At 36.8% G+C, this 12,856-nt stretch carries 16 protein-coding genes; 1 reads left to right on the top strand and 15 read right to left on the bottom strand.

Features of this window, described 5'->3' with window-relative positions; translation table 11 throughout:
• Positions 1-12 precede the first annotated feature (12 nt).
• From EGT49_RS12695 to eutM, 15 genes are read right to left on the bottom strand one after another with little or no spacing between them, the layout of a single operon-like run.
• Positions 13-510, bottom strand: a complete 498-nt coding sequence (locus EGT49_RS12695; RefSeq protein ID WP_135371221.1) for a BMC domain-containing protein — start codon at positions 508-510, stop codon at positions 13-15.
• Between the two features lie 20 nt (positions 511-530).
• Positions 531-1,103: a hypothetical protein gene (locus EGT49_RS01635; protein ID WP_135371220.1), complete on the bottom strand. Its 573-nt coding sequence runs from the start codon at positions 1,101-1,103 to the stop codon at positions 531-533.
• An 11-nt stretch (positions 1,104-1,114) separates the two neighbouring features.
• Positions 1,115-1,378, bottom strand: coding sequence for a EutN/CcmL family microcompartment protein (locus tag EGT49_RS01630; protein ID WP_135371219.1), 264 nt, complete (start codon positions 1,376-1,378; stop codon positions 1,115-1,117).
• Positions 1,372-1,680, bottom strand: coding sequence for a BMC domain-containing protein (locus EGT49_RS01625; RefSeq protein WP_246013772.1), 309 nt, complete (start codon positions 1,678-1,680; stop codon positions 1,372-1,374). Before EGT49_RS01625 ends, EGT49_RS01630 begins: the two co-directional genes overlap by 7 nt.
• 3 nt (positions 1,681-1,683) lie before the next feature.
• Positions 1,684-2,526, bottom strand: coding sequence for an ethanolamine utilization protein EutJ (gene eutJ / locus EGT49_RS01620; protein ID WP_218960986.1), 843 nt, complete (start codon positions 2,524-2,526; stop codon positions 1,684-1,686).
• Positions 2,523-3,038 (bottom strand): hypothetical protein, encoded by a 516-nt coding sequence (locus EGT49_RS01615; RefSeq protein WP_135371217.1) that lies wholly within the window; start codon positions 3,036-3,038, stop codon positions 2,523-2,525. The genes eutJ and EGT49_RS01615 overlap by 4 nt, the downstream gene beginning before the upstream one ends.
• A 4-nt stretch (positions 3,039-3,042) precedes the next feature.
• On the bottom strand, positions 3,043-4,167 hold the full coding sequence (locus EGT49_RS01610; protein WP_135371216.1) for a 1-propanol dehydrogenase PduQ: 1,125 nt from the start codon (positions 4,165-4,167) through the stop codon (positions 3,043-3,045).
• A gap of 26 nt (positions 4,168-4,193) precedes the next feature.
• On the bottom strand, positions 4,194-5,144 hold the full coding sequence (gene cutD, locus EGT49_RS01605; protein ID WP_135371327.1) for a choline TMA-lyase-activating enzyme: 951 nt from the start codon (positions 5,142-5,144) through the stop codon (positions 4,194-4,196).
• Between the two features lie 24 nt (positions 5,145-5,168).
• Positions 5,169-7,709 (bottom strand): choline trimethylamine-lyase, encoded by a 2,541-nt coding sequence (gene cutC / locus EGT49_RS01600; protein WP_135371215.1) that lies wholly within the window; start codon positions 7,707-7,709, stop codon positions 5,169-5,171.
• 24 nt (positions 7,710-7,733) lie between these two features.
• Positions 7,734-9,161, bottom strand: a complete 1,428-nt coding sequence (locus EGT49_RS01595; RefSeq protein ID WP_135371214.1) for an aldehyde dehydrogenase family protein — start codon at positions 9,159-9,161, stop codon at positions 7,734-7,736.
• A gap of 16 nt (positions 9,162-9,177) precedes the next feature.
• Positions 9,178-9,483 (bottom strand): BMC domain-containing protein, encoded by a 306-nt coding sequence (locus EGT49_RS01590; RefSeq protein ID WP_135371213.1) that lies wholly within the window; start codon positions 9,481-9,483, stop codon positions 9,178-9,180.
• Between the two features lie 18 nt (positions 9,484-9,501).
• The gene (locus EGT49_RS01585) at positions 9,502-9,798 is read right to left on the bottom strand and encodes a BMC domain-containing protein (RefSeq protein ID WP_135371212.1); all 297 of its coding nucleotides are present in this window, start codon (positions 9,796-9,798) and stop codon (positions 9,502-9,504) included.
• A 17-nt stretch (positions 9,799-9,815) separates the two neighbouring features.
• A complete protein-coding gene (locus EGT49_RS01580) occupies positions 9,816-10,097 on the bottom strand; it encodes a hypothetical protein (protein WP_179949605.1) in 282 nt (93 codons plus the stop codon).
• Positions 10,097-11,113: a DMT family transporter gene (locus EGT49_RS01575; protein ID WP_135371210.1), complete on the bottom strand. Its 1,017-nt coding sequence runs from the start codon at positions 11,111-11,113 to the stop codon at positions 10,097-10,099. Before EGT49_RS01575 ends, EGT49_RS01580 begins: the two co-directional genes overlap by 1 nt.
• Before the next feature lie 13 nt (positions 11,114-11,126).
• A complete protein-coding gene (eutM, locus tag EGT49_RS01570; RefSeq protein ID WP_135371209.1) occupies positions 11,127-11,411 on the bottom strand; it encodes an ethanolamine utilization microcompartment protein EutM in 285 nt (94 codons plus the stop codon).
• Between the two features lie 647 nt (positions 11,412-12,058).
• On the opposite strand from eutM, the gene EGT49_RS01565 reads away from it, so the two are divergent.
• Positions 12,059-12,772, top strand: a complete 714-nt coding sequence (locus EGT49_RS01565) for a VIT1/CCC1 transporter family protein (protein ID WP_135371208.1) — start codon at positions 12,059-12,061, stop codon at positions 12,770-12,772.
• Positions 12,773-12,856: the final 84 nt, after the last annotated feature.

The following is a 12,856-nucleotide window of genomic DNA, read 5'->3' as shown; positions in this document are numbered from 1 at the left end:
CCTATACGATTACTAACCTTCCTTATCAGCGTTTAGAATTTCTGTGATAATTTGCTTTTTGCTCATCTTTTGAATGTCAGCATCGGAAATCTTGGCTGATTTATTCTTGAGCATTGTTCTCAATTCGTTAATTCGTTTTGATTCAAGCTCAGCTAATTTTGAATTTGTTTTTTCAGAATTATCAACTTGTTTATCATTAACTTCTTGTGAACTTTCTACGGAAGTGTCTGTATCTTTTTTATTTTTAACAATTTTATCGATTTCTGAATCTGGTCGTGCAATTACGTGTTTAGAAACAAGTAGATTTTCACCTAACTGATCGACTGCACTAGCTCCAGCATCCACGGCCGTCTTAACCGCTCCAACATCCCCACATACTGAGATGGTTACCAGTCCACCGCCGACGAATTCTCGGTTTATCAAACTGACTTCGGATGTTTTTAACATGACATCGCTAGATTCAATGGCAGCTATTAATCCGTTTGTTTCTATTAGGCCCAAAGCTTGCATAACTACCTCCAATTACAAATTTATTCGTTGATCGAATAAACAAATTTGACTTCTTTTAATACTTTGATCGTGACATGAACTTCTTTAGGAATAAAGATGATGTCGCCTTGTTTTGCTACACAGGAATCTTGGCCAATTGAAATATCGAAACAACCTGAAGAGATATACAAGTAAGCATTTGCTTTAGCAATATTAGTAAACTCAGTATTGGCCAACTTTACTAGACCGAATTTTGTTTGATCCCTATCACCCAAATGGAAATTGCAATACTTTCCAGTTCCGTTATTTAAACAATTGGGAATATCTTGAAATACCAGACTGTCACCGTCGATTACCTTTAAACCATTAGAATCAAGTTTCGTCAGAAAATTATCATTCAGTATTTTCTTTAAAATTGAGAGAATCAATTCTTTGGAAATACTGTTGGGATTTAAGTTTTTTGACTGTACTGGTTTGACTTCAACATTTAATTCGTATTCATCAATTAAATCCTGGGCTAAGGGGGTAATAATTGTTTCGGAATCAATTTCAATATTATTTTCGTTATTTGTGTATGCGCTTTCAATTTCGCTCGCACAAAGTACTTTTTTCATCTCTATACCCCCTAGACCGTCGTACAATTTTCATCAATAATTCCAATTACGGCTGCATCTATTGGTATATCGTTATCGCCTAGCATTCTTCTGGCTGCTGAACCGCTAGCAACAATTACTCGATCACCAATTCCGGCTCCAATCACGTCACATACAACAATTTGTTCACCGGCACGAGTGCCACCGATTACCTTAGCTAACATCAACTTTAAACCGTTGAGACTATCAGCTTTTCTAGTTGCCCAAACATTATCAATTAATTTAGCTGTTACCATTCTGGATTGTCCCACTGTTTCTTAATTTCTTCGATGGCTGAAGTAACGGATGCAGTATCACCAAAAACCGCTAGCATGATCATATTTTGTGGGCAACTACCTCTAATATCCTCAACGGTGACACCAACAGCTTTTTCAGCAATATCGGATGCGACAACCATTTCAATCAATCGACCCTGGACTAAACCAACGGCGTCAACATTTTCAATCTTATCCCTAATTCCGGAGCCTTTACGACGATTTAAAATGGCCATGGTTCCTTCGCTAGGCGATTTGATAATTCTACAATCCACATTACTCATCTCCTAAACTGTGATAATATCGGTACAACTTTTTGCGATTCCTAGAGGAGTAACAAACATCGGATTAATTGGTTTATGCGTTGTTATTCCAGTTCTCTTTTCGATTATCTTTTCAATTCCAGCTAAACATGCTGTTCCACCAACCAGATACAAATCATTCACGTCATATCCAGCAACTTGATCGGTGATGATTGTGGAAATCTTTTCGATCACCGGTTTCAGAATTGGCAATAATTCTTGATGATGGGCTTTATTTCGCTTAAACAATTCAGCTTCATCAAAAGATTTATGCATCGCTCCAGCAACAGTTAACGTTAAATGAGTTCCACCTGTGGCTTCATCAGAAACCTTGACCACTTTGCCATTATTAATGATTGAAATTCCGGTTGTTCCACCGCCAATATCGACGATGGCACCATTTTTAATCTTCAATACATTATTAGCAGCTGTCGGCTCATCAAGAATCGAAGTGATTTCAAATTCAGCACTCTGGATAACATTCTTAATTGCCCCACCGTCTAACGACTCAGTATCAGGTGGAATCGCAGAAGCTGCGTAAAGAAGTTGCGTTCCCAGCTGTTCTTCTAATTTAGCTTTCAATTTTTTAACTAAGGTAATAGCACCAAAGTAGTCAACGATCATTCCATCTTTAACGACGTCTGAATATTCATATGCCCCAGCGACTGGTTCATATTTCTCGTTCATGACTACTAAAACTACACAGGCAGTTCCTAAATCGACCCCAGTATAATAAGTTTCGTGTTCTTTGATTATTGGATTTGTGATGACGGATTCAAATTTTGCAACCAATTCATTACATGTTTGTAGATTCTGTTCCATAATCATTCCTCCATTAATTTATTAATTTGATTAACTAACTCTACTTTGACTAAATTCAATCGATCTTTTGAATCGATTTGGATTCCACACAATCTGGATAAACATTTCTTCAGTAGAATAATCACTTTATACTTAGGGTTTCTAAACATTTCTTTTGTTATAGTTTTACTAAGTACTTCTTTGGCATCGCATGAATAAATGTGTAAATTTGGTGGCATTTCTTGATCAAGTAACTCATAGGTTTCAAAAACACTGTCGCCTAATCGCAAATCAATTTCGTAGGCTTGTGCTACGGCTGACTGTAAGTCTAATCTTAAAAGTTCCAGCGTCGTTTTATCATTCGTGACACTTTGCTGGCTACTAGCAGGATTCGCTTGCTCAACTTCTACTAGTTTTATTCCCTTACCTGTTAAAAAACTTTTTGCTTCCGGAGTTAGTCGATCTCCTTTGGCAACTTTATACTCGTGAAAGGCTGCTTGGTGATAAAGTCCTTGTAATTCTCTTTCAGTAATAAACATTTCTCTAGCTTCCCTTGACTAGCTTTAGATAAATGTCTTCCAAATCCTTTTGTGTTGGTACAACTGGATTGGTCTTAGTACATCTATCCTTTAATGCTGCCTTAGCCATTTCAGGAACTGCTTTCTTATATTCTTCAACATCAACGCCTAATTCATCGATGGTCTTTGGAATCGATAACTGACTAGTTAAACGTTTGATTCCTCCAATCAACAAGTTAACTGTTGATTTGTCTGAATATGACGAAATGTTTAGCAACCTTGCAATTTGAGCATAGCGGTGTAAAGTTTCTGTTTCTTGATTTGCATCTAATTCTGAATTGTATTGAATAACATATGGCAAAAGCATTGCATTCAATCGACCGTGAGCTTTATGAAATCTACCGCCTAGCGCATGAGCTAAACTATGACAAATTCCAAGCGATGCTTCACTGAAAGCCATTCCGGCCATGCAAGATGCGTCATGTACCATCTTGCGAGCTTCCATATTGTCACCATTTTTAACGACAACTGGCAAATCTTTCCAAACGATGCGAATCGACTTCTCAGCAAACGCATCGGAAAAATTAGTATGGTCGCACGAAACATAAGCTTCCAAATCATGGGTGATTACATCCATCCCCGTATCTGCGGTAATTGCTGGTGGAACACTCTTAGTAAGATTAGGGTCCAGAATCGCTATATCAGGAATCATCTTGTCATCAACTAAGGCATATTTACCATTAACTGATGGGTCCGAGATAACTGCAAAGGAGGTAACTTCACTACCAGTACCACTAGTACTTGGAATACAAATCAACTTGGCTTGGAAATTATCAAGTAACTGTCTGATAACTTTTGCCGTATCCATGGCTGAACCGCCACCTAGAGCAATAATAGTATCCGGTTGAACCGAAATTCCTTTGATCAAACCACTTGAAACAACTTCAATACTTGGATCAGGAACAACTCCGGAAAAGATATCATAATTGACTTTTAATTCATCCAAGATATCAGTAATGTCTTTTACTTTGCCTGATTTTTCCATAAATGGATCACAGACGATCAAGGCATTTTTTATTGTCATATTTTTCAATTCACTGATTGAATTATCACCACTATAAATTTTTGTTTTAATACTGAATTTACTCATATAATTCCCTCCCTTCACTAAAATTTTTAATGTCTAATAACCTTAACTGGGAAATCGTATGCTTTAATCCATCCCTCAATGCGGTCCAAGTCTTCATTTGATAAACTAGGATCACCTTTAACTGGATAATCGATTCCTAGTTGTCCATATTTATTAACCCCTAACTTGTGATAAGGTAGTAAGTCAATTCCATGGAAATTAGGATAATCACGATATGGCATTAGAAAATCAATAATTTTTTGAATTTCTTCTTTACTATCATTAACTTCTTTAAGCATTGGCATTCTGATTTTCACTTGATATCCACGTTCGAAGAGTTCTTTCAAATTAGCTAGAATTCTTTCATTACTAATTCCGGTCAATTCATTATGTCTAACTGGATCCATGTGTTTTAGATCAAATAAGAATAAATCAATATAATCTGCCATTTCCATTAATCGATCCATTCGGCTATGGCCACAAGTCTCGATTGCAGTATTGATTCCATCTGCCTTGCATGCTTTCAATAGAGCTAAAGCAGCATCAGGTTGTGAAGTACATTCACCACCACTTAAAGTTATGCCACCACCGGATTGTTGATAAAAAGCATCATCTTCATGAATAACTTTCATTAATTCGGGGATTGTCTTGATGGCACCAGTGATATGAAGCGCATTCATAGGACATACTTCTTCACACTTGTGACAACCAATACAAGATCTATCTCTTCTAACTCGGTGATTACCATTTTCGTCAATGTAGTGAATTCCTCTTGGACAAACTTCCACGCAAGCCATACAGTCACTACATAAACTTTCCTTGAACATAACTTCAAATTTTCTATGCATACCTTCAGGATTAGCACACCATCTGCATCTTAATGGGCAACCTTTCATGAATACAATGGTTCTTATACCAGGCCCATCATACAAACTATATTTCTGAACGTTGAAGATCATTGCCTGACGTTCGATTCCATTATCAATATCTGTAGCCATCATATCCATCTCCTGATTTGTTAATTAAAAGTGAGTCAATACTGTACGACTAATGATTTCGTCTTGAACATCCTTACATAACTCAACGAAGAAGGCACTGTATCCGGCAACACGGACGATCAAATCACGATATTGTTCAGGATGCTTTTGGGCATCCAATAGAGTCTTGTTATCTAAGTAGTTGAATTGCATTTGTCCATTACCTAAAGCACAAGCTGTTCTAAGTAACATGATGAGACTTTCTTCACCTTCTTGAGTATCTAGTAAGCTAGACATAATCTTGAAGTTGTGAACCATACCAATATTCATTGAATCATTGGCCATCTTGGAGACAGATTTGATAATAGCTGTAGGTCCTTTATAATCAGCACCTTGAGTTGGACTGATACCATCTGATAATGGTGACCAAGCTTTTCTACCATTGGCTGAAGCACCTGTCATTTGTCCAAATGGAGTGTTATTTGAAATTGACAATGTACCATGGCTCAATGTTGAGTAAAGTGTCTTGTACTTTCTGTGTTCTTCTTCGGTATAAGCAATGATGTCAGCAGCAATTAAGTCAGCGTAATCATCATCGTTACCATATTTAGGAGCTGATAAGCAATCTTTACGAGCTTGATCATGGCCTTTGAAGTCATCAACAAGAATTTGATTTAATTCTTCCAAAGTATATTTCTTATCATCAAAGACTAATTTCTTAATGGCAGCCATTGAATCGGTATAAGTAGCAAGTCCTGACCAAACAACACCAGGTCCAAAGTTGTACATTGCTCCACCACTTGAAACGTCTTTACCATGTTCCATACAACCTTCGTACATGATTGACATCAATGGTTTTGGAGCTAAACTTCTGTGAACTCTTTGAGAAATAACTGTCGCAACATCAGTCCATTTTGTAATGTATTGAATTTCTCCCTTAACGGCTTTATCAAATTCTTCATAAGTCTTAAATTGTGACAAGTCACCCATATCCGGACAAACTTTCTTGCCATACCAGAGATCAACACCATGATTTAGTACTAATTCAATACAGATTGGCCATTGTGTATAAGCTGTTGAAGTCCATTGATATAGTCGACCTGATTTTTGAGGTTCAACACATCCCATCAAACAATAGTCACGAGCATCTTCAATGGAAACACCTTTAGCAAGCATCATCTTGATATGAGTATCATCAAAGTGACAAGCTGGGAATCCCATTCCGGCTCTAACAACATCAACAATCTTCTTGAGGTATTCACGTGGTGATTTACTGTGAATTCTACATGCAAGTGATGGTTGGTAAACTTTAACATGTCTAACAGCATCCATTAGTAAGTAAGTTAAGTCGTTAGTAGCATCGAGTCCCTGACGAGTAACACCACCGACACACATGTTAACGAATGGTTGGTATCCCGCGAAGAACTTAGAACCACCTTCACTAGTGATCCACATCATTTCTGACATCTTGATTAACATACAACCAGCAAGTTCAAAGGCTTGGAACTTGGAAATATTTCCTTCTTCAATATCCTTCTTGAACATTGGATACATGTATTGGTCAACACGTCCGATTGACATACCAGTTTGGTTTTCTTCGACTACTAGAAGTGATTCGATTGTCCAAACGGCTTGGATTGCTTCCCAGAATGTATCTGGTTTGTGAGCAGGAACCTTGGCATTGATTTCAGAAATCTTCAATAGTTCTGCTTTTCTCTTTGGATCACTTTCTTTATTAGCCATTTCTTTGGCATATTCAGACATTCTCTTGGCATAAATCATTACACCGTCAGTTGTATCAATAACTGATTTGTAGAAGTAAATCTTGTCGATATCATCAGGATTTTCATAATCCAATTTTTCAAGATGAGCTTTGGCCTCATTTTGAATATCGATCATACCTTTTTTCATTAAAATAACGTCATAACCAGGGTTGGAATCTCCACCACCATTTAGTTGGTGATATGAACAATCAGAAACAAATGATTCACCGGATAATTCCCAAACTCCAGCTTCACGGTATTGATCTTCACAATATTCATCAACTGACTTGCCTTTCCAGAATGGGAAAAGTTCTTCACGCATAATCTTCTTATCTTCATCAGAAATGTAGAATGGATCTTGAGCACGAGTACCGATGGTATCGATTTCGTCTTCCATCCATCTCCAAGCGATATCTGGTGAGAAAGCACCGGCTCTAGGAGCACCGTTTGGAGCACCAACGATTAATTCGTTGTCTTGAATTACTAAAGGAGCTGTTTCACAACAATACTTGAAACATTTAGCACGCAACATGATCTTTGGCATACCAGGATTTTCTTTGGCAATCTTAGTAATGGCACGTGCACGATAAGTTGTGATTGATGGAACTTGTTTTAAGTAGTTATCCTTTAATTTTCTAAGTCTTGGAGTAATGTCGTCTGGAATTTCTGTTTCAGTTTCTTCTACTAAAGTAGTTTTTGGAGCATCATCCTTAACTACATCTTTAGAAACTGAGGCGAACATTTTTACCAAAGCTTGACGTTCTTCATCACTTAGATCTTTAGTTGCTTCAGATAACTTGGCTGAAAAATCTTTAATATCCATTTCATTCCCTCACTTCTCGCGGAATTATTTTTCTAAAATTTTTGTTATTAATTTCTTTAAAACTTCTTCTTCAATGGTCTTATCTTTAGTCGAGTGATTTGAATTATCTCCGCAATAATAAATTGCTCGCTGATAAGTTAGGTCTTTGGCAACAATATTTTCTGCTGTACAACCTCGTCCGGTTGTTTGACCACCTAAAAACATTGAAAGAGGAAAATCAGAACCGATTCCCAAACTTGATAAGTAAACTGAATCGTTCACGATCATTCGACCAACTGGTTTTTGGATCGCATATTCTTTAATTACTTCATTATTATTCGAATGGATTACTAAGGTATGTCCACTACGTCTTTCTTTCAAAAGATGAATACATTTTTGACAAGCTCGTTTCCAATCAGGTTCTTGATAAAATGCCATCACTGGACATTTCAATTTCACGGTAAAAGGATTTTCTTCAAAAATATAAGGTTGTTCTGAAACCAAAACGACGGCTTTGTCTGGAATCGTGAAACCGGATCGATTAGCAATCCAGGTTGCATCTTTACCAATATATTCTTGATTAACTTCAAGTCCTCTGAATAAAGTTTTTCTTAACTTAGCTTCTTCTTCAGGTGACATGAAGTAGGCACCCTTTTGGATCAATTGTTCTTTTGCATCATTAGCAATCGAACTTTCTGCTACGACGAATTGTTCCGAGGCTGGGGTTAGTCCATTATCAAAAGCACGACTTCTGATAATTTTAGAACTAGCTTCCGCAATATTAGCTGTCTTTTCAATGAAGACTGGCGTTGAACCAGTTTCAGCATAAAGGACTGGTTTACTTGGAATTTCAATCTTGTCATAGTAATCTGGACATCCCACATTGATGACAACTGCTACATTTGAACTAGCCGTTAATTCCTTAATTCCGTTCAAAGTTACATTGTTCATGTAACTCAAGAATCCTTGGGGTAATCCAGCTTCCAAACAAATTTGTTGAATCTTAGGATAAATCTTTTCAGAAATTGCCGACATCTTTGGATCAGGTACCATAATCAAGGAATTTCCTGATTTAATTGCCATATATAACGCATAAGCACTATATAAAACGGTATTTTCAATCGGTAACAATACTGCCACCGGACCTAATGGGATTCCTATTTTTTCAATTTGTTTCTTTTCATTAAATAGTAATGGTCCAACGACTGGTTTATTATCAATATCATTTTTGTATAATTGAACAAATTTGTTATAAAGTTCAAGTTTATCTTCACAAACCCCGATTGTTTTTGTTGAATTCTCAAGTTTCAACAAATCAGGGATGATCTGACTAACTCCATCGACAACTTTTTTCAAAATACCGTCCAACTCAACTTGACCGTATCCCGTTAACAATCCAAATGAATCTCGAGCAGTTTCTGAAACAATTCTCGCTTCTTGTAACGACTTCAAATCATTGTCTATTAATTGCATAATTATTGCTCCCTTGTTATTCAGGCAATAGCTTACTCAAGGCGTATCGATCAATAATCTTACTTAGGTCGCGATGAGGACTGGGGATAACTACTGAGCTGTAAACTTCTGCTCCCATATTTTCCACAGCTTTAACTCCCGCGGCCACTGCACTTTTACAAGCTGAAACATCACCTTGAACAATTACAGAAATATATCCGGAAGCAACATTTTCATATCCGACGACATCTACATCCGCAGCTTTACACATCGCATCTGCCGCTTCTAAAACAAAAACTAATCCGAATGTTTCAATCGAACCTATTGCTTTGTAATTCTCCATTTTTGTTTACTCCTAAAATTATTGATCAACGTCATGAACCGAAACGATATCACCAACACTAGGTATTGGACGTGGCATTACATTTTGGGCGGTAAGCTTACCAATTTCTGATGCTGCTTTGGCTCCAGCTTCAACTGATGATTTAACTGCTGCAACATCGCCTTTAACAATGACAGTAACTAAAGTAGATCCAATATTCTCATATGAAATCAATTCGACTTCAGCTGCCTTTAACATTTCATCTGCAGCTTTTAATGCTGGGACTAATCCGACTGTTTCAATGAGTCCCAGAGCTTCATTGCCTCTATATCTCATAAAATTTACCTCATGCTCTAGTTCCGATATTTTTTATCGACGTATTTTTCTACTGCTTCACGGCCATCATCATTAATTCGATAATTCATGATCAAGTTTTCTTTATCATCGAGATTATAACTAGCTAACTCAACCAATCCATTTGCTTCGAGAGCCATAAAATGTTCTAAATATAGATTTTCATTAAATTGTTTCTCATTACCGTAAAAAGGTTTCAAAGCTTCCATAACGCTTTTTACATTGACTGAATCATGTTCATTCATATAATTGAGTACTGCCATTCGGCTTGGTAAAGACATTATTCCACCTCTCCTTTTCTAAAGAGATCTAAAGGATTCATTGTTACGATAATGGCTCCAAGTACGATAACGACTGAACCGATTACAATTGTTGGAGTTAATGTTTGTCCCAAGAAAAGAACACAGAACAAAACGCCCCAGAATGCATAAGTAACATTTAGTGACATACCGATTGCACAACCTACAGTAGCATTGGCTTTATACCAAGTTACGAAAGAAATCGCTGCACTAAGACCGGCAATTGCTAACCATAGTAATGGTGTTCCAGCGACGATTGTGCCACCGAGTAATTTAAGAGCTCCAACTGCAGGAACCAAAAGGATCAAAACAACTAAACCAGAAATTAATTCTCTCAAGTTAACTGCAACGTCTGTATCGATCATTGCTCCACCGAAACTTGAAAATACTCCTTCAAGTCCCCAGCAGATAGCAGCAATCAATGCACAAATAATTCCAAGAGTAAAGTTTGGTGCACCTTCAGGTTTAACAAAATTAATAATGATTGCTCCCATTACGCAAAGGACCATTCCTAAAACTACTCGCTTAGTAGGCTTTTGTTTCAAGAACATCCAAGCGAACAATGCTCCAAACAAACTACATGTTGCTGAAATTGGAATTGCATAGGCACCAGCCATTGCTAAACCAACTAAGTATGCTCCGTTAGCGATTGGGCCCCCTAGAAGGAATCCAATAACTAACATTTGACCAGGTTTAGTTTTAAGTGTTCTACCTAATTCCTTTAAACGACCTTTCTTAGCGTTGTAGAATAATAACCAAATTCCGGCGATAAAATCGTTTAAGCCTGAACAAACGAACGGTGCGGCTAAGAATCCTGCTGCACTTACCAACGGATCATATCCGCTAGCAACCATGACTAAAGTTGAATAGATACCGTAGGTCAAACCAGAAATCACACCATTGATTAAACCTGTCGTTTTGAACTTCTTCGTCAAAGCATTCTTCTTATTATCAGCTAAGGAAAGCTGTCTCTTCATAACTCCCTTTTCGATTTCCATCTTCAATTACTCCCTATTTAGTATTTGGGGTTGGCAAAATACCTTCAACCTCTGCATGTGGACGAGGAATAACGTGAACGGATAGTAGTTCACCAATTCTTTGAGCTGCAGCGGCACCGGCATCTGTAGCTGCTTTAACTGCTCCGACATCACCACGAACCATAACTGTAACTAAACCGCCACCGACAAATTCTTTACCAATCAATGAAACGTTGGCTGCCTTAACCATGGCATCGGCTGCTTCTATAGAACCTACAAGACCTTTAGTTTCGATCATTCCTAATGCATCGTATTTCATAATAATTTCCTCCTTGTAAAGCGTTTACATTTTATTGTGATTTCAGTATATTTATTGACCCTATGGTACGAGTCAACCTAGTTTGGAAAAAAAGATCAAAAAAAGCTTTCGGAATGAGCTTATTTGTTGACAGATAAGGATTTCTAATTTTTTTAGGAATTGTAAGAGTAAAATATGACTACAAATATAGACTTTATTTCATGTACATTTTTTCACAATGAATATTATCTTTGTCATTATTCCTTAATTTTTTTTATATTTATTTTTCATATGCCCGTATATCAGCACTTTCATCAATAAAATCGCCTCCTACCCTAAGGTTTACCTTATAAACCTTAGTAATAATTTTGAAATTTTATATTCCTTTAATAGATAGTAATAATTTTCTGATCAATCAAGAATAATTTTTATTTAATAGAAAAAAATGGATTTTTTAAAGAATAAAAACATTTCAATTAAGCAACGTTTACTCTTATAAACTCGGCATTTTCTAAAAAAATATCAGGGTTCATTTTTAAGTTTAGAAATGATACAAGAGAAGTCTAAAAAATTATTCATCTTTATTTTCCGAAATCTATATAGTATATTTAAGGCAGCGTTTACATTGGTTGCGTAACTTCTGATACTCAAAAGCAAAGGAGAAAAACATGAATAACTATTTAAAGAATTCACTCGTACCAAGTAAAATTGAAAAACTTCACTTATCAGAAAGATTAAATGTAATTCGTGCTGGTGTTCTAGGAGCCAACGATGGAATCATCTCTGTTGCTGGAATCGTAACCGGTGTAGCAGGTGCTCAACAGAGCCAAATGACATTATTTATCGCTGGTTTTGCCGGAATGTTAGCAGGTGCTTTGTCTATGGGTGGTGGCGAATATGTCTCTGTCAGTACTCAACGAGATACACAAAAGAACTTAGCTAAATTACAAGAACAAATGATTTCAGCTAATCCTAATCGCGAAAAAAACGAATTGATCAATTATTACGTTAGTAAAGGTTTAAGCTACGACTTATCGAGCGAGGTAGCTTCAGAACTGATGGAAACTGATTCCTTAACTTCCACTTTGAAGGCCAAATTTAATCTTGAACTTAAAAACTATTTAAGTCCTTGGCACGCCGCCTTTTCATCATTCTTTTCATTCATTCTCGGTTCACTTCTACCACTGATTGCCATTACTTTTATCCCTTATCCATATAAAGTTTCTGGAACAATGTTTTCAGTAATTATTGCTTTAACGTTCACAGGTTATGTCAGCAGTCGTTTAGGAAACTCAAATGTGATCAAAGGGATTCTTCGAAATCTTCTGGTCGGCTTGGGAACGATGGTCGTCACCTACTTTATTGGAACTTTCATGTCATAAAAAAATAGGCCCAGGTAATCATTTTGATTACCTGGGCCTATTTAACTTAATACTCGAGAGCTGAACGCCCTTGTTCCACTCTCT

Source organism: Companilactobacillus suantsaicola (genome assembly GCF_004745525.1).
Taxonomy (GTDB): Bacteria; Bacillota; Bacilli; order Lactobacillales; family Lactobacillaceae; genus Companilactobacillus; species Companilactobacillus suantsaicola.
Note: the sequence above shows the minus strand (reverse complement) of the source record. Positions and strands in the feature narration are given on the sequence as shown.

Coding starts and splice junctions, on each gene's coding strand:
- cutC (WP_135371215.1), bottom strand. CDS start 7,709: ATGGATATTAAAGATTTTTCAGCCAAGTTATCTGAAGCAACTAAAGAT.
- EGT49_RS12695 (WP_135371221.1), bottom strand. CDS start 510: ATGCAAGCTTTGGGCCTAATAGAAACAAACGGATTAATAGCTGCCATT.
- EGT49_RS01580 (WP_179949605.1), bottom strand. CDS start 10,097: ATGTCTTTACCAAGCCGAATGGCAGTACTCAATTATATGAATGAACAT.
- EGT49_RS01625 (WP_246013772.1), bottom strand. CDS start 1,680: ATGAGTAATGTGGATTGTAGAATTATCAAATCGCCTAGCGAAGGAACC.
- EGT49_RS01565 (WP_135371208.1), top strand. CDS start 12,059: ATGAATAACTATTTAAAGAATTCACTCGTACCAAGTAAAATTGAAAAA.
- eutJ (WP_218960986.1), bottom strand. CDS start 2,526: ATGATTATGGAACAGAATCTACAAACATGTAATGAATTGGTTGCAAAA.
- EGT49_RS01610 (WP_135371216.1), bottom strand. CDS start 4,167: ATGAGTAAATTCAGTATTAAAACAAAAATTTATAGTGGTGATAATTCA.
- EGT49_RS01615 (WP_135371217.1), bottom strand. CDS start 3,038: ATGTTTATTACTGAAAGAGAATTACAAGGACTTTATCACCAAGCAGCC.
- EGT49_RS01575 (WP_135371210.1), bottom strand. CDS start 11,113: ATGGAAATCGAAAAGGGAGTTATGAAGAGACAGCTTTCCTTAGCTGAT.
- EGT49_RS01635 (WP_135371220.1), bottom strand. CDS start 1,103: ATGAAAAAAGTACTTTGTGCGAGCGAAATTGAAAGCGCATACACAAAT.
- EGT49_RS01590 (WP_135371213.1), bottom strand. CDS start 9,483: ATGGAGAATTACAAAGCAATAGGTTCGATTGAAACATTCGGATTAGTT.
- EGT49_RS01630 (WP_135371219.1), bottom strand. CDS start 1,378: ATGGTAACAGCTAAATTAATTGATAATGTTTGGGCAACTAGAAAAGCT.
- EGT49_RS01585 (WP_135371212.1), bottom strand. CDS start 9,798: ATGAGATATAGAGGCAATGAAGCTCTGGGACTCATTGAAACAGTCGGA.
- cutD (WP_135371327.1), bottom strand. CDS start 5,144: ATGGCTACAGATATTGATAATGGAATCGAACGTCAGGCAATGATCTTC.
- eutM (WP_135371209.1), bottom strand. CDS start 11,411: ATGAAATACGATGCATTAGGAATGATCGAAACTAAAGGTCTTGTAGGT.
- EGT49_RS01595 (WP_135371214.1), bottom strand. CDS start 9,161: ATGCAATTAATAGACAATGATTTGAAGTCGTTACAAGAAGCGAGAATT.